This window comes from Peribacillus aracenensis, from assembly GCF_025175645.1.
Classification (GTDB): domain Bacteria; phylum Bacillota; class Bacilli; order Bacillales; family DSM-1321; genus Peribacillus; species Peribacillus aracenensis.
In genome coordinates, this window is record NZ_JANZMJ010000003.1 from 19,595 (window position 1) to 36,629 (window position 17,035).

Sequence of the window (17,035 nt, forward strand, 5' to 3'; positions counted from 1 at the left end):
CAGCCCCTATAGCAGTCCGTACAAACGGAGAATAAGGCTGATCCTTCAACTGCCCGCAGTTAAATTCACAACCTTTTCTATCATTCTACTATTCTTTTAAGCTCGCGGATGGAATTTTGAATATACATCCTTGATCCGTACGTTCGTAATATGTGTATAAATTTGAGTTGTCGAAATATCCGCATGACCAAGCATTTCTTGGACGGCACGTAAATCAGCTCCGTTCATCAATAGATGTGTCGCGAACGAATGTCTTAGTGTATGCGGTGTAATTTCTTTTTCAATTTGTGCCGATTTTACAAGTTTTTTTAGAATCTTCCAAAATCCCTGCCTTGTCAGCCTGTTTCCATGATGATTCAAAAAAAGTGAATCTGTCCTGTGCTTGGGACTGGCCATTTTCCCCCGGGAACTTTCCATATAATGTTCTATCGCACCCAATGCAGTTTGTCCAATCGGAATGATCCTCTCTTTATTTCCTTTCCCTACGCAACGGACAAAACCCATCGATGCATGGACATCACTCACATCCATGGATATTAACTCACTGACACGCATACCCGTCGCATACATCAGTTCTAGCATCGCCTTATCGCGTAAACCGAATTCATCCATTTTCTTCGGGGCATCCAAGAGTGCTTCAACCTCTTCCATGCTTAATACCTTTGGAAGGCTTCGTTCCGGTTTTGGTGTTTCTATATGTATGGACGGATCCTGCTCGGTTACTTTTTCCCTTAGAAGAAATTGATGAAAAGACCGAATGGAAGCTATATGACGCGCCACCGTCTTCGACGATTTCCCTTGATCCTTCAAATGCACGAGAAAATGCAGGATGTTCACCCGCCGTGAATCATTCCAGGCTTCAATGGTTTCAACATCTTTCAGATAGCTCCAATATGATCTTAAGTCACGCTCATACGAGACGAGCGTATTTTTGGCAAGTCCTTTTTCAATGGTTAAAAAATGAATGAAATCCCTAATTTGATTCTCCATATTCATTACTCCCCGTTTAAATAAAACAACATTAAGCGTTCAAGCCATGCATCATCACCCGTATCAACAGCTTTCGATACTTTTACGGCCATGCCTTTCGGTTCATCATAACGATGATAACTTTGATATTCCTGATTTAACCATACCATTCCTATATAAAAAAGAACAGTGAAGCTAACAAAGAGAACCATCACTTTAGCCGTGTGCAAAACAAGCGATAATGATGTTTTCATCATCTTTCCCCTCCCATTCGATCCTTTGTATCAATCTATGCCCAACAGGACAAGTTTTATACGTGTTTCGGAAAGGAGAAAACAAAAACAGCTCTTCCTTGAGAAAATAGGTTTTTAAAATGCAGAAAACCTTCTCCATTAAATGGAAAAGGTCCGACTTCATTCACCTTAATTTTCTTCTTTGTCATGACATCGATGACAAATGCCATGAAAGGTTAATCTATGGTCTTTAATCTTGAAGTTCCAGTCGCGTTCCACAATGTCTTCTACGTCTTCAAGTAGGTCTTCCTGGATCTCATCTACCGCACCACATTCCACACAAACAAGATGATGATGGAAATGCGCAGCTCCTTCTTGTCTTAAATCATAACGGGAAACCCCGTCTCCAAAGTTAATTTTATCTACTATCTTCAATTCAGTCAGCAACTCTAGCGTACGGTAAACTGTTGCCAATCCAATTTCCGGCGACTTTTCTTTGACAAGGAGGTAAACGTCTTCTGCGCTTAAATGATCCTCTTCATGCTCAAGTAAAACGCGGACGGTCGCTTCTCGCTGAGGCGTTAATTTGTAGCTGGACGAGTGTAACTGCTTTTTTATCCTATCAATTCTGTTTTCTATTTCCATACCTAATATTCCCTCCCGCGCCGCTATCTTATCCATTATATCAAAAGAGGGAAAACTGTCAAAATAGATTTCTTGTTAATGATAAAAAAATTTGCGGGAACGGTAAATTTTCATTAATGACCCAATAAACTTACGACATTTTTCATTAAAGAAGGGGATAGGTACGCTTCAAACGCAGCAGCCGTAATCAAAAATAACCCCGACAAAACCAAGGAGAAAATATACCGCGAAATTATCGGCTTCAGCGGTTCACGAACCTGCTTTAGGAAAATCCGGCTGATCATTTTCATTGATAGTGCGACGGCAAGGACGGTTATTACGATGAATATCGGGACGATGAATATATTTTGGGGCAGAATGGCGACAAACGATAATAAGAATCCGCTCCATCCCATTTGATTGACTAAAAAGCCGACTGTGAATCCAACAACCATCCCTTTTATAAATAACAAAACCAGGATGACAGGCAAACCGATGACCGATATTCCCAGAATCCAGATGACCCCGATATATTTTATATTATGCATAATACTTTGGCTGAACATATCATGCGAAGATGCAAATTCACCCTTGGATACTTGTCCGAAAAATTGCGATAAATAATAGAACAAGTCTTCCTTTTGGGTAAAGCTCAAGCTATTCACCAATATTGCCCCAAAAATGACACCCATCAAAAAAAGCACAGTGATAAAGACATATAATGAGGAATGTTCGTTAATATGTTTCATTACGGCATTTTGTACGACAGATTTTTTTTTCATCTTTCATCCTCCCAACTCCGCTTACTAGAATCTATGTTTTCACTCTCTCATTTATGCTAAGAAAACTTTCCCCATCAGCCAAACACTTTGAATCCAATCCGTGTTATAATTTTCCATATCAATAATATGGAGGCAGGAAATGAAAGCTATATTAATGGATTTTCCCGAAAAAATTGAAACCCCGCGATTATATCTAAGACCTTGTCAACCTGGCGATGGCCTGGACCTTTACGAAGCCATTGTCCATTCTAAACCTGAATTGAAACAGTGGCTGCCGTTTGCACATCAAGATTTTTCGTTGGAAACTTCTGAACAGAACGTCCTTAAGTCCTTTGCGGACTTTATTTTAAAAGAGGATATCAGGCTCCATATTTATAGGAAAGAAGACGATCAATTCATTGGCTCCACTGGTCTGCACCGAATTAATTGGGATATCCCTAAATTCGAAATTGGCTATTGGATTGATACAAGATACAGTAAACTAGGCTACATAACGGAGGCAGTGGAAAGGTTAACCAAATTTGCCTTTTACCATTATGGAGCAAAACGAGTCGAAATCCGCTGTGACCCTAATAATATAGCCAGCAAACGGATTCCTGAGAGGCTGGGATATACCCTAGAAGGTATTTTGCGTAATGACTGCCTCAGTGCAGACGGCAAGGAAGTGCGGGACACCTCCATTTATGCAAAAACAACAACCTAAAAAAGTCCTGACAGATCTCATCTGTCAGGACTTTTTCAGGTTAATTCCTTTTTGACCTTTCCGTACTTTCCTCCGCCCCCCACTTCAAAAGAAAGCGTCCCTTTCCTGGCAGAATCGATGTAGCACGCCAATTTTTCAGGAACGATTTCCATGAGCTGTTCAAGCGTAACTTCATGAAGGATATTCATCTCTGTTCCAAATGCCGCCAGCAGTTTTTCCATGGATTTAGGACCGAGCCCTGGGATGAAATCGAGTGGCACTTGATGGATATACGGCGGCCTTTCCCTTCCGTTTCTTCCGTCCAGCCCGGAAATGGAGAGTTCTTCGATCCTGGACGATACCCCTTTAATAATGGATTTATTACCACACTCGGGACATTGTTCATCATCCCTCAATACCTGGTGTAAACACCTTGAACATACGGTTTGATGATACTTTCCCAATAAGGGGTTCAATCCATAATTAACGGCCACCTTACGATTCCCTTTTTCTTTAAGCGCTTTTGCCAGCTCATTGAAACTTGGTTCTTCAAGCAGGACTTTTTGATATTCACGGGCGATTTTCCCAAGCGAATGCGCATCGGAATTTGTCACGAATACATAGGAGTCCAACTCCTCGATATCCTTGACCATTTCTGTATCTGAACTTAAACCAAGTTCGATGGCATCAATTAGCTTCGGATCGAATACCTCTGTCAGACTGGATCGCACCCCTTTTCCATATAAGCTTTTAAATGGGGTAAAAACATGTGCCGGAATAAACAGGCCGCCCAGTGACTTCACGATCTTTTGCAGCGTTCTTCCATCACAATAAATCCTTTGGGAGCTCAAGGTGATATTTTTAACATGTCCGCCCATCCATGAAGAGAATTCCTTCATCGCTTTTAAAGTGGGAAAATAGGCGAGGACATGGATCGGTCCATTACAATTCTGATCATAAATTTCAATCTCCGAGCCTGGAATGATGGTTGTATTCTTGTATTGAAGTCCGCCTTCAATCTTTTCCGTGATTTCGCCATCAAGAATCCCCGCTTCGATTTCTTCGATAATTTCAGGAGAATGGCAATCGATTATTCCGATTAGATCAAGGCCCTTCCTTTCACTTGCCACTTGCAGCACATTGCTGAAGGTTAACGTTTTAGCACCTGTTATTTTTACGGCCCTTCCGCTTCTCGTTCTGCCTATATGGATATGCAGGTCAGCGTAAAATTCTTTCATTTATGATGTCATCGCCCTTTTCAACTGCAGATACTGAACTGCATATGCCGTTTTGGCATCCTGGATTTTCCCTTCATCCATATAAGTTTGAGCTTCCTCCAACGTGAGTTCAAGCATCTCGACAAATTCATCTTCATCCAGTGGGGCCGCATTTTCTTTCTTTTTCAAATTGTGGGCCATATAAAGGTGGACCAATTCATCGGCGAAACCTGGGGATGTATAGAAGGATATGATGTGCTCCATTTTTTCGCATTCATAGCCTGTCTCCTCCTCCAGTTCCCGTTTAGCCGACAGAACCGGCTCTTCGCCTTTTTCCAGCTTTCCTGCAGGAATTTCCACCAAGCTCCTTTCCAGCGCTTTACGGTACTGCTCAACCATGATGATTTTATTGTCTGCCGTGAGAGCTATGATGGCAACTGCCCCCGGATGTTTGATTATTTCACGTTTACCCGTTTTCCCATCTGGAAGCTCTACATCATCCACTTGCAGGCTGATTACCTTTCCCGTAAAGATTTTTTTCGAAGACAGCGTTTTTTCTTCAAACTTTTTCATCCTGACCACTCCTTTGTTCTAATTGCAGCATGATTCCTCATACATTTTACCATAATAGAGATGGAGGGCGATTTAATGAAAGTTTACGTATTGGAAAAAAGCGTTACTTTATCCGGAAAGAGTTGGGAAATCCTTCAAAAACTAAAGCAATTACAAAATCAATATGTCTATATCAATGATTGGATTACCGACATACATGATCAGGCGCCGCCCACTCCTTTAAAACGGATCAAGTGAATTCTTTGAGTGAAATGGATTTCTCCTTTACAATGAAGTAAAGGGAGTGGATAACATGAAAAAACGCAGACTAGGAAATTCTGACTTGCTAGTTTCTGAAATCGGGCTTGGATGCATGTCATTGGGGACTGTTGAAAATCAGGCATCCGAAATCATACAGTCCGCTTTAGATGAAGGAATCAATTATTTTGATACGGCTGACTTATATGATTTCGGAATGAATGAAGAAATCGTCGGAAAGAATTTAAAATCAGTCCGCGATAAGGTATACATAGCCACCAAGGTCGGAAACCGCTGGAATGAAAATAAAGATTCCTGGAGCTGGGATCCATCTGGCGCCTATATTAAAACGGCAGTAAAAGATAGCTTAAAGCGATTGGGTACTGATTATATTGATCTTTATCAGTTACATGGCGGCACCATTTCAGACAATATCGGAGAAACGGTAGAAGCATTTGAAGATTTGAAAAAAGAAGGCTATATCCGACATTATGGTATTTCTTCGATTCGTCCGAATGTAATCAAGGAATTCACTGAAAAGTCTGAGCTTGATTCCGTGATGATGCAGTTTAATCTACTTGACCGCCGCCCAGAAGAGTGGCTGTCCCTTTTGGCCAACAAACAGATCAGCATTATCGCCCGTGGCCCCCTTGCCAAAGGGCTGCTCAGTGAAAAAATGCTTGAAAAGGCAAATGAGGATGGATACCTTGACTATAGCTATCACGAACTTAAAGATTTGCTTCCGCAAATAAAGGACAAACTTTCTGATAGGAAGTTGAATGAAACCGCACTTCAATATGTATTGTCACACCAAAGCGTTGCTACCATTGTACCAGGAGCAAGCTCAGTACAGCAGCTCCGCGAGAACTGCCAGGCCGCTAACAGCCCTTCACTGTCCAAAACCGAGTTGGATATCTTGAAGCAGTTGACCAAAGCGAACAAATATGAAAGTCACCGGGAGTAAAAGAATAAAACTAAACTAAATGTTTCAAAGGAACGTCAGAACATCCTTTAGGCTGCACTATCTACGTTTAACCAACGTGATAGGCAGCCTTTTTCCGTTCCTTCATTTTTTCGCCTTACTGCTTCTTTACCGCTTTCAAGTTCCCCATCATTCCAATCCTTCCAAATCAATTTAACTTCATACCAACATTTTTAATTTTTTCATTGGACATCCACAATTTAATGCTGTAAAATTCAGTTGTGCACAATTAAAAATAAGAAGATAAGGGAGAAAAAATGATGACAAAAACATTATTTACAACGTCTGTAACAGTTGATGGCGGAAGAGAAGGAACGGCAATTTCTGCTGACGGAAACTTCACGGTTGATATTGCGATGCCTGGTACACCTAGGGCTAAACAGATGCCTGAAGCATCTAATCCGGAACAGCTTTTTGCAGCTGGATATGCTGCATGTTTTGATAGTGCTTTGCAATCAGTTGGTAAAATTGAACGCGTTTCTTTCGATTCCAAAGTCACCGCAAACGTCAGTCTTTTGATGGGTGAGATGCATCAGTACAGCTTGGCTGTAACTTTGGCCGTGAAGGGATCCGGGGTCGACAAGGAGACGTTCGAAACCCTTGTTCATAAAGCGCATCAAATGTGTCCTTATTCAAAAGCGATCAATGGCAATGTGGACGTCGCCTTTGAAATAGATGTAGATTGAAATCCAACAAAAAGACGCTTGGGATCACCAAGCGTCTTTTCTTTGCTAAAATTCCTGTAATGTTTTCAATAGTTGGAGCAGCGAAGCTTTTAAATCCTCAACCACCTTCTTATCATCACCCGACATTGCCGAAATGCGATCTGGAATGAAACAGGCCTCTTCCTGTAAACCAAGTCCCTTTTCCGTCAACTTAATCATGACAGACCGTTCATCCTCAGACGAACGTTCACGGACAATCAAGCCATTCTGCTCCATTCGTTTCAACATGGGGGTAAGCGTTCCTGAGTCGAGGGCAAGGAGCTCCCCTAGTTTTTTTACTGTAAGTGTATCCTGTTCCCATAATAGAAGAAGAACAAGGTATTGAGGATATGTCACTTCGAGTTTATCAAGCAGCGGTTTATATTTCTTCGTCATTTCCCTTGAACTTGCATAAAGCAGGAAACATAATTGGTCTTCCAGTACTTTTTCTATTTTACTTTGCATCATATCACCAGCTAATTGTAGTCCATCCGATATGAAAGCATATCGAACTTATCTTTAATATAATCGTTATACATTATAAAATAAAGGAATATCAGCAAGGAATGGTCTTCCTGAACGGAAAAAGGGAGCCAGCTCTCTTAATAAACCGCTCCCTGTTCTTCATTTATAGTTCTTCCAGTTCAGATTGCTTTCACCCAATAGTTCTTCGAATGATTTATTCTTCTCCCGACGCTTCCTTTCTTCGCGTTTTTCTTCTTCTTCCGCTGCCCGTTTTTCTTGTTCAGCCTCATTAAGTTCTTTTTGCTTTTGACGAAGCTGGGACATGATATCTTGATTGATCATATCACCGAGTTTCAATGAAGATGATTCTTTATCTTGGTTTTTGCTTTGATTTTGATTTCGCTGCTGTTTCTTTTTCACCCTTAAAACCTCCTGGCCATTTATGAAATTATTATATCACGACTGCCGTTTTCCTCGTCATGGTTTTCAAACAGTGTTTTCCCATTTCCCTCATGGTAAAATAAAGAAAATCAACTGAGGAGGACCTCCCATGAAGAAATGGTGGTTTACACTGGCTGGAATCCTATCGTATATCATCGGCGTCGGCATTTATTTTTCCAATCGGATCATGTACATGAAAAAGAAGGAAGATGATTTTATCCAGAATCGTGAAATCATGGCTAAACGCCTGATCACGGAGGATTTTGATAATCTGCCTAAAACGGAAATTTGGGTATCGTCACCGTCCGGATATTCCTTGAAATGCTTGTTTATCGAACCGCATGATACTAATAAGTGGGTGGTCATTTCCCATGGTGTGACGGAGAACAAAGTCAATTCGATTAAGTACATGAATATTTTTCTTAAGCGAGGCTTCAATGCCATCATTTATGACCACCGCCGGCATGGGGACTCCGGGGGCAAGACGAGCAGTTATGGACATTATGAAAAATTCGACCTGAAGGCTGTAATCGATGAATTGAAAAGACGTAAAGGTCCCAACCTTCATATTGGCATTCATGGAGAATCCATGGGGGCTGTAACCCTGCTTTTATATGCCGGAATGCTTGAAGATGGTGCTGATTTTTACATTGCCGACTGTCCATTTTCAAATTTCGAGGATCAGATCAAACACCAGCTTAAACAAGTAGTCCCACTTCCCTCTTGGACCGTGTTTCCGCTTGGGCGTACGTTCATCAAACTCCGTGATGGATATTGGACAAATGAAGTGTCACCAATCGATTATATGAAAAATATCCGAAACCCCGTGCTCTTCATCCATAGTGAAAATGACAGTTTCATTCCCGCTTCCATGACAGCGGAATTATATGCAGCAAAAGAGGGCCCAAAGCAGCTGTACATCGCTAAAAAAGGGGCCCACGCTCAATCTTACAATGAAAATCCAAGAGAATATGAAGATCAAATCGATCAGTTTCTAAAACTTGTCATGAGAAGGACACATTCCCCTGTCAAGTAGACAATAAAAAAGCATATTTTAAACTACGGTCTTTTCTCGGCATTCAATTGGGAAAGGCCGTCAAGTTTTTATTGGGAGCGAACATGGTCTCTGTTAATAGGTTAATAAAATTTTGAGCTGCGCCTGACAGGTAATAGTCCTTCAACCATATTATTCCCGTTGATGAAGTTAGCTCGGTAACCATAACTTTGGAAGCTTGTAAATAGTGACTTTTGTATTTTTTGATTACGGTTTCTGGAACAATTGACGCTCCAAAGCCAGATTCAACTAAATCCAATAAAAGGGAGATATCCGAACACTCGGCAACAATGTTAGGACGCAGTTGATGCCTCGAAAATGCCTCCAAAATCATATAATGGACACCTAATCCTTCCGTGCTAGGTAAAATGAGTCGGTAGTTTTGAATTTCAGCAAGTGAGACCTCATGATTAAAAGACTTCTGGTTGTTTGACGTAATAAAGTAAAAAGGTTCTGTATTTAGATGGATGACTGAAAAATCATCTAACTCGAGCGGTAATTGTATAATCGCTAGCTCTACTATTCGGTCTCTCACTAATTTACAAAGTTGAGACGATTCATTTTGTTGTATTTTATAGGTAACTTTAGGGTATTTTTGGTGGAATTGTTGAAGTAATTTTGATAATTCGACTACCGAAAAAGTATTTATGCCTATCGTAAGTCTTCCGTTTACTCCATTTCCAATTTCCTTAATTTCCATTTTAGCTTCTTCCATTAACTGAGTCATTTGTAAGGCATATTTATATAAAGATTTCCCCGCTTCAGTAACTTCTAAATTTCTCCTATTCCTCACTAGTAATTTAGTTCCTAGTTCATCTTCCATCGCTTTCAAGTGTTGGCTTAATGGAGGCTGGGAGATATGAAGCTTTTCAGCTGCAGCAGTAATTTTTCTTTCTTCTACCATCGCAATAAAATATCGCAGTTGTCTTATGTCCATTTAGACACCTCTATCTTTAGTATATGAAAAACTTAAGTAAAACCAATTTTTTTTATATTTTTCATATATTACTTTATAAGATATCATAAATCTAGATTGAAGCAGAAACATATTTTATATTCCAAGTCGGAGAATTATTTTAAATACATTGAGCCCAATTTGCAGAGACGGAAGCGCATTAATCCCTGAAATTTTTAATAATAATTTTCTGAAGGTGGTTCAATATGGAGATACTTCGTTTTAAAAGCACTTTAAGTACATTTCAATGGTTTATTTTTCTACTGGCGAACTCTATTGCATTACCGATCGTAATTGGTGGCATCTTTCATATGTCAATCGGGGAAATTTCTGAATTAATGCAGCGAACATTTTTGGTAGTAGGAATTAGTTCTTTTATGCAAGGATGTTTCGGGCATCGCTATCCAATTGCTGACGGACCAGCAGGTTCATGGGTTAGTGTGTTTGTAATATTGGCAGATGTCGCTATTCAGCAGGGGCAAAACACGAATGAAACCTTACAAATTTTAGAAGGCGGATTGATCGTTGCTGGTCTTTTGCTCTTCATCCTTGGTATAACCGGTTTTGTTAATCAGCTGCTATTTTTGTTCACGCCTTTAGTAACCGGATCCTTTCTTTTGATCCTGGCTCTTCAACTTAGTGGTGTTTTTTTGGAAGGAATGATTGCATTTCAAGGAGAGCACTCCCGTCCTGATTATGGAGCATCAGCGATTTCATTCGGTGTATTTTTACTGATCATTACGTTATCCGTTAAAGGGAAAGGCTGGATTAAAAGTTACGCCGTTCTAATTGGGATTTTATTAGGATGGTCGCTATATTTCTTATTGGGTAAAACCTCCAATTTGTTATCCCAATCAGATTCTTTCATTAAACTACCGGAAATATTTGCTTGGGGAGTCCCACAGCTGAATGGCGGAATCATATTAACTTCTATTCTGTTTATGTTTCTTTTAGTATCAAATACGATTGCATCCATTACAGCTGTTAAACAAGTGGTGCCAGAATCTCGGAAAGATGAAAAACAAACCCTCAATCGTGGTATTTGGGCTGGAGGCATTTCCCATTTTATAGCTTCTATATTTTCTACGATTGGAATCGTTCCATTGCCAGTATCCGCTGGTTTTATCCAATTGACAGGGCAAAAACAAATTCAACCGTTTCTTATAGCATGCTTGGCTTTATCGGGGATAGCTTTTATCCCTGCAATCGTTAACTTTTTCTCTTTGCTTCCAGTCCCTATTGCTAGTGCTGCACTAATGGCATCATTCGTTCAAATGATCGGCATTGCCATTCAGTCTATTCAACGGGAAGAACTAGACCAACGCCGATTGACTATATTAGGAATCACATTGTTGATGGGCATTGGAATAATGTTTCTGCCTGCAGGGATTTTTCAAGGTCTTCCTTCTATTTTGCAATATGTCTGCAGCAACGGGTTGCTTGTTGGTACTATGATTGTAATCCTGCTGGAACAGCTATGGAAAACAAAAGATTAATAAGGATAAGTCATTGTAGATACAACAATTTTTTTCAAAAGGGGTGTTATAAATGAGTCACGAAGAATTCATGCAACTGGCAATAGAGTTAGCTTACGATAATACCAAAAACAAAAAGGGAAAGCCGTTTGGTGCACTCATCGTTAAAAATGGGGAGATTGTTGCAAAAGGAGTAAACGATGTTCTAGAAACACACGATCCAACTGCGCACGCGGAGATGCAGGCTATTCGTAAAGCTTGCTGCACCCTTGGCACTGCTGATCTTTCCGAATGTGAACTCTACGCAAGCGGGGAGCCTTGCCCCATGTGTTTAAGCGCCATTTACTTGGCACATTTTAAAAATGTTTACTATGCATATACTGCGGACGAGGAAGAAAAAATTGGGCTAGGAACGAAATACGTTTATCAGCAAATAGCTCTCCCAATGGAAGAGCGAGACATTAAATTAATTAAGATAGATAGAAACCCCCAAAAAAATGATCCTTTTGCTCTTTGGAAAGAAATTACCTATTAAAAAGCATGGTGAAGGAATAGTTCTATGCTCTTCCAAGAGAAAAAGGCGCAGAGTATAAAATTGAGACCTCAAGTAAAAAGTGGAAAAACAAGAATAGAGGTTGGTATTTATGTGGAAGTGGGCGGCATTTATAGGATGTATTCTCTTGCTTCAAGGATGTGTCCCAAATGACAGTGATGAACCGAAAAAACAAGTAAAGGAGAGAGAAATCGTGAGAGAAGGAGTAAATGAACAGCTACTTCAAGCTGCCGAACGTGGAGATACTGATACCATTAGAGAACTGATTAAGGAAGGCGTAAATATTAATGTACAAGACTCAAAGGGACGAACTGCTACCATGATTGCAACATATAGCAATGATGTAGAGACTGCAAAAGTCCTAATTGAGGCAGGTGCGGACGTCAACATCCAAGATGACATGAAAAATACTCCCTTCCTATATGCTGGTGCAGAAGGATATATTGAAATCTTGAAGTTTACGATTGATGGAGGTGCCGACCCCACCATTACTAACAGATATGGAGGAACAGCTTTGATACCAGCCTCGGAACATGGGTACGTCGATGTAGTCAAAGAACTTGTTACCCATACTGAAATTGATGTAAATCATGTCAATAGCCTAGGTTGGACAGCTTTAATCGAGGCAATCATTCTGAATAATGGAAACGCAAGGCAGCAGCAAACGGTGCAATTGCTGATAGAACATGGAGCGGATGTGAACATACCAGACAATAAAAATGTGACTCCTTTACAACACGCACGTCAGGAAGGGTATAAAGAGATTGAGAAGATTTTGTTAAAAGCAGGAGCAAAATAAATATAGTGAATTTGTTATTATTTGTATCCAAAATAACAGCTTTTTTTACCTCATTTATATGGATGTTCCACAATCGTGCGCGATTGTGGCTTCCCCCTTCAATTTAAAGTGCGGAAAAAGCATTTTATATTGAAAATTAAACTTCTTTATTGTTGCCTACACTATGTCTTCCTGCAGCAACATACCTTAGAAGCCCCTCCCAGATAGACTGTTAAGAACATTTCATCATGCTCTTTTTGTTCACTGTCTATCTAAGGGGATAATACCAATCCAAGATTCCCTCATTGCTTCATTTAGATTTTATTAAAAAAGCTCATCCTCGGGTTTAAGATTTGATTCGGACTTTTTAATTGAAAGCTGTTCGCTTCCGCAACAAAGTCTATTGTCATGACTTCATCAAGGAAAATCATTTTTGATTTCTCCACATATAGAGGAATCCCGTTTGTTTCCACTTTTTCGGTACCTTCTTCAGGTTCCTTGACCCACCATAGAGCGGTCACACCACTTACCACGCAGCCACAGCCATCAGTATCATATTTCAACTGTAAATATCCTTCTTGTTCCTGTACCTTATCGACTATTTTCTCAGCCGCTGTTTCCGTCCATTCAATATACATGATTGCACGCCTCCCGATGTCTTTCCTTTCCCCCATTATAAACGATAAAAACGCTTCTGTTAAAGAAACTGCCTGCTTCCTTTTGCAAGATCAGCCACACGAACACCGTGCTAGCAAATGCCGATTCTCTTACGCATCGTAATCCCTTTCATCACGATGCCGTTTCAAAAATGAAAGGCTGTCCCTTGGAACAGCCTTTCCGCTCATCATTCCGTTATCCTTACATCCGCTATATCGGAAAGCCCGATATAGTGAACCTGCTGAAACCGATCAACGATATGAAGCTTTTGGGTAGATTCATTATAATAATGGATCCTGCCGATTAACAGCTGATACCGGTTTCCTTCATAATGTGCAATCGTAACATCCTTTCTTTCCTCCATCGCTTCCCCCATTACAGCATTCATTTCTTCCAGTTGCTGCTCATCCAGGATGCGCTTCGTTTCATAGCCATCCTCCACCACCCAATCCCGCAGCATCTTCACATGCTCCGGCAACATCATCGATGTCCATTTGATACGGCCGCGATCACGAATCATTCTTTTCCCTCCCTTCAAAAAGTCACCTTACGCCTTATGCCCACCAAGCAGCCTGCTTCGGTAAACGGCTGTACCCGCTTCCGTATACGAAACAGCACGCAATAACGATTTGGCTCCATATTTATGGCGAATTCGATCAACCGTGTAACTCAATTCCCGCTTCTTCCAGCGCGAAGCATCGAATAAAGTCAGCTGCATTTCGTTATCATCCACAATATTCGAGAGTCTGACCTCTATGCTCCGAACCGTTTTTTGCTTATAGTTCTCATGAAAAAGCTCCAGGCAAACTTTATATAACTCCATCGTAATGTTGGTCGGTTCGCTAATCGAACGCGAACGATGGAAACCCCCGCCAAACTCATCCTTGCTGTAACCAATGCTTAGGCTCACCGTTCTTCCTGCCTTGCGATGGGTGCGTGCCCTTCTTCCAACTTCTTCGCAAATTTCCAGCATGACCTGCTTCACCTCATGCTCCTCCTTATAATCCCGCAGCAGGATTTGGCTTTTGCCGAAGCTTACCTGCCCTTCGATGATCGTTGCCCCCATATCGGATAAATCTATTCCCCACGCATGGTGGTAAAGCTGATTGCCCATAATCCCAAACTTCGCTTCAAGTAATTCAAGATCATAATTGGCAAGCTGCCCAACTGTAAATATCCCCATTCCATGAAGGGTTTTTTCAACGCGCCTGCCGATCCCCCACATTTCACGAAGCGGGGAAATCGGCCAAAGTTTGCTTGGCACATCCTCATACTTCCATTCGGCAATCCCTTTATGTTTGGCATCCAAATCAAGGCAAAGTTTTGCCATAAGCATGTTCGGTCCAATTCCAATTGCACAAGGGAGCTGTAATTCGCGTTCGATTTCATCCTTTATCTTTTCAGCTATCATCTGGGCATCTCCCCATAAAGAAGCGGCACCATCGACTTTCACAAAACTTTCGTCCACACTATATACGTGAATCGCTTCTTTGGGCACATACCGGTTGAACAAGCGGGTGATTTCCGTCGAAACCCTTAAATAGGTCGCCATTTTAGGTTCAACGACGACAATCCTCGGATCATTCGGGATCTCAAACATCCGCGACCCTGTCTTGATGCCAAATTCCTTCTTCATTTTTGGAGAAGCCGCGAGCACAATGCTCCCTGTCCTCTTCAAATCACCAACCACCGCCAGATAACAATCAAGCGGGTCCAGACCAAGCATGACTGCTGAACAGCTTGCATAAAAACTTTTTATATCGATACACATAATTGATTGTTTCGGCATCTTCCCATAATCCATCATTTCTTCACCCTAACAAGAATATACGTTCGCTTTTATTATATTCATAACTTTAACCGAATATACGTTCTTATTCAATGGAAGTTTTCATACAAATTTCTACTTTTTATTGTAATTTCCTTGAAAAATATAAACGACACTAAAAATGGATAAAATACCAAATTTAAACTCCATATCCAAATTGTTTTTTTAAAAGAGAATCAATTAGTAGCTTGAATATTTTTTAATGAATCCATATACTCAGTTTTTTAAAATTCGTACACCTTTTTCAACAGACTTTCGTCCATTTTTCATTTAGTCTTACTGCTCATTTTTTGTAATGAAACTGTAACCAAAAATATGTCTAATTGTCATAATGGTATTGTAGGATAATATTGTTAAGAATTATAGAGAGATAGATAGAGAGGAAATGAAAATTATGAAGAAATGGATCGCTTCAGCTGCTGTTGCATCTGCCATGATGCTAACCCCACTGCAAGCCTCTGCAAATATTGGAGATCAAACCCTCAGACCCGGAATGACACACAGCGATGTCAAACAACTACAACAACTTTTAAAAACCAAAGGGTATTTCACATATACAGGTTCACTGACTACATATTACGGCACCTATTCTGAATCCGCAGTAAAAAAATTCCAAAAGGCCAAAGGGTTAACTGCCGATGGAATTGCCGGCCGAGGCACATTTAATGCGCTTGGTGTTTATAATGTCAATAATACAAGCCTGATAAGCTATGCAAAAACTTTAATAGGCAAACCTTACAAATGGGGCGGGACGACACCGACTGGATTCGACTGCTCAGGGTTCGTCTATTATGTATTCCAGAAATCACAAGGAATTACCTTACCGCGTACAACATCATTGCTCTATTCCAATACAGGTTTAAAAGTATCTTCACCAGCTAAGGGCGACCTTGTATTCTTTGATACTTCTTCTGGAAGAACAGGAGTATCCCATGTTGGAATCTATATCGGAAATGGTCAATTCATTAGTGCAACGTCTTCTAAAGGAATAGCCATCGCGGATATGGATAATTCTTATTGGAAACCAAAATATTTAGGTGCGAAAACTTTATAAGATCAGGACAAAATCTTATTCTTGTGAGCGAATCCCCATAAAACAACCGGACAGAATTCCAAAGTGATTCAGTCCGGTTGTTTTATTTTATATATAATATTTCATCCGTCAAATCTTCTACTGTCACCATGAATGAAGAGTCTAAGTTTGAACGATTCATCATTTCGATATTATAAACATGCTCTGATGGTAAATGGACGACTTCGAGAACCATGAATCGCTGACTTTCCGCTTTGCTGACATGATCGAGGGCAGCAGTGACCGCCCTTTGTTCGGCTAAGCTTTTTTCATCCGTCAAAACAAGAATCAGTTTCGCTTCCGCTTTCCCAGGAAATGATTTCTCCACCCCGCCCCGGTGCCACGGCTTCACTTTCATGCCGATTTCCAGGTCGGAATAATCGAGGTCATTACCATGTTGATCTTGAATATATGTATCATTGGTCACCTTATAATACGTCCCTTTAATCAAAATCCTTTTATCGTCAAGATCCGTAACGAAACCTTCTTCCCCCTTATCAATGACTTCATCCATGTTCCAATCAGGGGATTGGCAGCTGCCCAGAATAAAAGCAACGAAAATAGAGATATAAAGGTTCACTATCATCTTCATACAAATCCCTCCTAATAGAAATAGACGGCTTCTCCCTGAAATAGTTACCAATTATTTATTTAATATAGACAACTTCGGTCATTTCCAAAAGGGGAATGTCATCGACATTCCCCTTTGCCTATTATTAGACCGACTTTCGCCTTTTCCGGAATCGAAAGTTTA

23 protein-coding genes are annotated in these 17,035 nt (G+C 40.5%); 9 read left to right on the forward strand and 14 right to left on the reverse strand.

What is annotated here, in order from left to right; genetic code table 11:
* Positions 1 to 96: 96 nt before the first annotated feature.
* The 4 genes from xerD to spoIIM form a co-directional block, all read right to left on the reverse strand.
* Positions 97 to 990, reverse strand: coding sequence for a site-specific tyrosine recombinase XerD (gene xerD / locus N0M92_RS04270; protein WP_260284614.1), 894 nt, complete (start codon positions 988 to 990; stop codon positions 97 to 99).
* 5 nt (positions 991 to 995) lie between these two features.
* Positions 996 to 1,226 carry a YqzK family protein gene (locus N0M92_RS04275; RefSeq protein WP_370662551.1) on the reverse strand — a complete coding sequence of 77 codons (231 nt, stop codon included), beginning with the start codon at positions 1,224 to 1,226 and terminating at the stop codon, positions 996 to 998.
* Positions 1,227 to 1,391: 165 nt separating this feature from the next.
* Positions 1,392 to 1,841 (reverse strand): ferric iron uptake transcriptional regulator, encoded by a 450-nt coding sequence (gene fur / locus N0M92_RS04280; RefSeq protein ID WP_034311309.1) that lies wholly within the window; start codon positions 1,839 to 1,841, stop codon positions 1,392 to 1,394.
* A 119-nt stretch (positions 1,842 to 1,960) separates the two neighbouring features.
* Complete coding sequence (gene spoIIM, locus N0M92_RS04285; protein WP_192205404.1) at positions 1,961 to 2,608, reverse strand: stage II sporulation protein M; 648 nt, start codon at positions 2,606 to 2,608, stop codon at positions 1,961 to 1,963.
* A gap of 139 nt (positions 2,609 to 2,747) precedes the next feature.
* On the opposite strand from spoIIM, the gene N0M92_RS04290 reads away from it, so the two are divergent.
* Positions 2,748 to 3,311, forward strand: a complete 564-nt coding sequence (locus N0M92_RS04290; RefSeq protein ID WP_260284615.1) for a GNAT family N-acetyltransferase — start codon at positions 2,748 to 2,750, stop codon at positions 3,309 to 3,311.
* A 35-nt stretch (positions 3,312 to 3,346) separates the two neighbouring features.
* On the opposite strand, the gene N0M92_RS04295 is transcribed toward N0M92_RS04290, so the two are convergent.
* Positions 3,347 to 4,528, reverse strand: coding sequence for an endonuclease Q family protein (locus tag N0M92_RS04295; RefSeq protein WP_260284616.1), 1,182 nt, complete (start codon positions 4,526 to 4,528; stop codon positions 3,347 to 3,349).
* A complete protein-coding gene (locus tag N0M92_RS04300) occupies positions 4,529 to 5,080 on the reverse strand; it encodes an NUDIX hydrolase (RefSeq protein ID WP_192205407.1) in 552 nt (183 codons plus the stop codon). It abuts the gene before it with no gap.
* Positions 5,081 to 5,155: 75 nt separating this feature from the next.
* Here N0M92_RS04300 and mciZ point away from each other — a divergent pair, with 75 nt between their 5' ends.
* Together mciZ and N0M92_RS04310 are read left to right on the forward strand one after the other, a co-directional pair.
* Positions 5,156 to 5,317: a Z-ring formation inhibitor MciZ gene (gene mciZ, locus N0M92_RS04305; RefSeq protein ID WP_260284617.1), complete on the forward strand. Its 162-nt coding sequence runs from the start codon at positions 5,156 to 5,158 to the stop codon at positions 5,315 to 5,317.
* A gap of 55 nt (positions 5,318 to 5,372) precedes the next feature.
* Entirely contained in the window at positions 5,373 to 6,281 is a 909-nt protein-coding gene (locus N0M92_RS04310) for an aldo/keto reductase (RefSeq protein WP_260284618.1), read from the forward strand.
* Positions 6,282 to 6,328: 47 nt separating this feature from the next.
* Here N0M92_RS04310 and N0M92_RS04315 read toward each other — a convergent pair whose 3' ends face one another.
* The gene (locus N0M92_RS04315) at positions 6,329 to 6,451 is read right to left on the reverse strand and encodes a hypothetical protein (RefSeq protein ID WP_260284620.1); all 123 of its coding nucleotides are present in this window, start codon (positions 6,449 to 6,451) and stop codon (positions 6,329 to 6,331) included.
* 108 nt (positions 6,452 to 6,559) lie between these two features.
* Here N0M92_RS04315 and N0M92_RS04320 point away from each other — a divergent pair, with 108 nt between their 5' ends.
* Entirely contained in the window at positions 6,560 to 6,985 is a 426-nt protein-coding gene (locus tag N0M92_RS04320; RefSeq protein ID WP_192205410.1) for an Ohr family peroxiredoxin, read from the forward strand.
* Positions 6,986 to 7,030: 45 nt separating this feature from the next.
* On the opposite strand, the gene N0M92_RS04325 is transcribed toward N0M92_RS04320, so the two are convergent.
* Together N0M92_RS04325 and N0M92_RS04330 are read right to left on the reverse strand one after the other, a co-directional pair.
* A complete protein-coding gene (locus N0M92_RS04325; RefSeq protein WP_098369884.1) occupies positions 7,031 to 7,468 on the reverse strand; it encodes a MarR family winged helix-turn-helix transcriptional regulator in 438 nt (145 codons plus the stop codon).
* Positions 7,469 to 7,627: 159 nt separating this feature from the next.
* Positions 7,628 to 7,888 carry a YqkE family protein gene (locus N0M92_RS04330; RefSeq protein WP_260284621.1) on the reverse strand — a complete coding sequence of 87 codons (261 nt, stop codon included), beginning with the start codon at positions 7,886 to 7,888 and terminating at the stop codon, positions 7,628 to 7,630.
* Between the two features lie 130 nt (positions 7,889 to 8,018).
* Here N0M92_RS04330 and N0M92_RS04335 point away from each other — a divergent pair, with 130 nt between their 5' ends.
* Positions 8,019 to 8,945 carry an alpha/beta hydrolase gene (locus tag N0M92_RS04335; RefSeq protein WP_260284622.1) on the forward strand — a complete coding sequence of 309 codons (927 nt, stop codon included), beginning with the start codon at positions 8,019 to 8,021 and terminating at the stop codon, positions 8,943 to 8,945.
* A 43-nt stretch (positions 8,946 to 8,988) separates the two neighbouring features.
* Here the strand turns inward: N0M92_RS04335 and N0M92_RS04340 are convergent, their stop codons facing one another.
* Positions 8,989 to 9,900, reverse strand: coding sequence for a LysR family transcriptional regulator (locus N0M92_RS04340; protein WP_260284623.1), 912 nt, complete (start codon positions 9,898 to 9,900; stop codon positions 8,989 to 8,991).
* A 224-nt stretch (positions 9,901 to 10,124) separates the two neighbouring features.
* On the opposite strand from N0M92_RS04340, the gene N0M92_RS04345 reads away from it, so the two are divergent.
* The 3 genes from N0M92_RS04345 to N0M92_RS04355 all read left to right on the forward strand — a co-directional run bounded on the left by N0M92_RS04345 (position 10,125) and on the right by N0M92_RS04355 (position 12,745).
* Positions 10,125 to 11,414, forward strand: coding sequence for a purine/pyrimidine permease (locus N0M92_RS04345; protein ID WP_260284624.1), 1,290 nt, complete (start codon positions 10,125 to 10,127; stop codon positions 11,412 to 11,414).
* 52 nt (positions 11,415 to 11,466) lie between these two features.
* Positions 11,467 to 11,928, forward strand: a complete 462-nt coding sequence (locus tag N0M92_RS04350; protein ID WP_260284625.1) for a nucleoside deaminase — start codon at positions 11,467 to 11,469, stop codon at positions 11,926 to 11,928.
* Between the two features lie 109 nt (positions 11,929 to 12,037).
* Positions 12,038 to 12,745 carry an ankyrin repeat domain-containing protein gene (locus N0M92_RS04355; RefSeq protein ID WP_260284626.1) on the forward strand — a complete coding sequence of 236 codons (708 nt, stop codon included), beginning with the start codon at positions 12,038 to 12,040 and terminating at the stop codon, positions 12,743 to 12,745.
* 293 nt (positions 12,746 to 13,038) lie between these two features.
* On the opposite strand, the gene N0M92_RS04360 is transcribed toward N0M92_RS04355, so the two are convergent.
* The 3 genes from N0M92_RS04360 to N0M92_RS04370 all read right to left on the reverse strand — a co-directional run bounded on the left by N0M92_RS04360 (position 13,039) and on the right by N0M92_RS04370 (position 15,188).
* Positions 13,039 to 13,362 carry an iron-sulfur cluster biosynthesis family protein gene (locus N0M92_RS04360; protein ID WP_260284627.1) on the reverse strand — a complete coding sequence of 108 codons (324 nt, stop codon included), beginning with the start codon at positions 13,360 to 13,362 and terminating at the stop codon, positions 13,039 to 13,041.
* 206 nt (positions 13,363 to 13,568) lie between these two features.
* Positions 13,569 to 13,901 (reverse strand): YolD-like family protein, encoded by a 333-nt coding sequence (locus tag N0M92_RS04365; RefSeq protein WP_260284628.1) that lies wholly within the window; start codon positions 13,899 to 13,901, stop codon positions 13,569 to 13,571.
* A gap of 27 nt (positions 13,902 to 13,928) precedes the next feature.
* Positions 13,929 to 15,188, reverse strand: coding sequence for a Y-family DNA polymerase (locus N0M92_RS04370; RefSeq protein ID WP_260284629.1), 1,260 nt, complete (start codon positions 15,186 to 15,188; stop codon positions 13,929 to 13,931).
* A 415-nt stretch (positions 15,189 to 15,603) separates the two neighbouring features.
* Here N0M92_RS04370 and N0M92_RS04375 point away from each other — a divergent pair, with 415 nt between their 5' ends.
* Positions 15,604 to 16,263 carry a C40 family peptidase gene (locus tag N0M92_RS04375; protein ID WP_260284630.1) on the forward strand — a complete coding sequence of 220 codons (660 nt, stop codon included), beginning with the start codon at positions 15,604 to 15,606 and terminating at the stop codon, positions 16,261 to 16,263.
* Between the two features lie 82 nt (positions 16,264 to 16,345).
* Here N0M92_RS04375 and N0M92_RS04380 read toward each other — a convergent pair whose 3' ends face one another.
* Positions 16,346 to 16,873: a YobA family protein gene (locus N0M92_RS04380; protein WP_260284631.1), complete on the reverse strand. Its 528-nt coding sequence runs from the start codon at positions 16,871 to 16,873 to the stop codon at positions 16,346 to 16,348.
* Positions 16,874 to 17,035 lie beyond the last annotated feature (162 nt).

What these genes read in the sequence shown, in the direction of transcription:
- spoIIM (WP_192205404.1), bottom strand. Translation starts at nt 2,608, where the DNA reads ATGAAAAAAAAATCTGTCGTACAAAATGCCGTAATGAAACATATTAAC.
- mciZ (WP_260284617.1), top strand. Translation starts at nt 5,156, where the DNA reads ATGAAAGTTTACGTATTGGAAAAAAGCGTTACTTTATCCGGAAAGAGT.
- N0M92_RS04380 (WP_260284631.1), bottom strand. Translation starts at nt 16,873, where the DNA reads ATGAAGATGATAGTGAACCTTTATATCTCTATTTTCGTTGCTTTTATT.
- N0M92_RS04335 (WP_260284622.1), top strand. Translation starts at nt 8,019, where the DNA reads ATGAAGAAATGGTGGTTTACACTGGCTGGAATCCTATCGTATATCATC.
- N0M92_RS04340 (WP_260284623.1), bottom strand. Translation starts at nt 9,900, where the DNA reads ATGGACATAAGACAACTGCGATATTTTATTGCGATGGTAGAAGAAAGA.
- N0M92_RS04295 (WP_260284616.1), bottom strand. Translation starts at nt 4,528, where the DNA reads ATGAAAGAATTTTACGCTGACCTGCATATCCATATAGGCAGAACGAGA.
- N0M92_RS04300 (WP_192205407.1), bottom strand. Translation starts at nt 5,080, where the DNA reads ATGAAAAAGTTTGAAGAAAAAACGCTGTCTTCGAAAAAAATCTTTACG.
- N0M92_RS04360 (WP_260284627.1), bottom strand. Translation starts at nt 13,362, where the DNA reads ATGTATATTGAATGGACGGAAACAGCGGCTGAGAAAATAGTCGATAAG.
- N0M92_RS04325 (WP_098369884.1), bottom strand. Translation starts at nt 7,468, where the DNA reads ATGCAAAGTAAAATAGAAAAAGTACTGGAAGACCAATTATGTTTCCTG.
- N0M92_RS04345 (WP_260284624.1), top strand. Translation starts at nt 10,125, where the DNA reads ATGGAGATACTTCGTTTTAAAAGCACTTTAAGTACATTTCAATGGTTT.
- N0M92_RS04310 (WP_260284618.1), top strand. Translation starts at nt 5,373, where the DNA reads ATGAAAAAACGCAGACTAGGAAATTCTGACTTGCTAGTTTCTGAAATC.
- N0M92_RS04355 (WP_260284626.1), top strand. Translation starts at nt 12,038, where the DNA reads ATGTGGAAGTGGGCGGCATTTATAGGATGTATTCTCTTGCTTCAAGGA.
- N0M92_RS04350 (WP_260284625.1), top strand. Translation starts at nt 11,467, where the DNA reads ATGAGTCACGAAGAATTCATGCAACTGGCAATAGAGTTAGCTTACGAT.
- N0M92_RS04290 (WP_260284615.1), top strand. Translation starts at nt 2,748, where the DNA reads ATGAAAGCTATATTAATGGATTTTCCCGAAAAAATTGAAACCCCGCGA.
- xerD (WP_260284614.1), bottom strand. Translation starts at nt 990, where the DNA reads ATGGAGAATCAAATTAGGGATTTCATTCATTTTTTAACCATTGAAAAA.
- N0M92_RS04320 (WP_192205410.1), top strand. Translation starts at nt 6,560, where the DNA reads ATGACAAAAACATTATTTACAACGTCTGTAACAGTTGATGGCGGAAGA.
- N0M92_RS04365 (WP_260284628.1), bottom strand. Translation starts at nt 13,901, where the DNA reads ATGATTCGTGATCGCGGCCGTATCAAATGGACATCGATGATGTTGCCG.
- N0M92_RS04375 (WP_260284630.1), top strand. Translation starts at nt 15,604, where the DNA reads ATGAAGAAATGGATCGCTTCAGCTGCTGTTGCATCTGCCATGATGCTA.
- N0M92_RS04275 (WP_370662551.1), bottom strand. Translation starts at nt 1,226, where the DNA reads ATGATGAAAACATCATTATCGCTTGTTTTGCACACGGCTAAAGTGATG.
- N0M92_RS04370 (WP_260284629.1), bottom strand. Translation starts at nt 15,188, where the DNA reads ATGATGGATTATGGGAAGATGCCGAAACAATCAATTATGTGTATCGAT.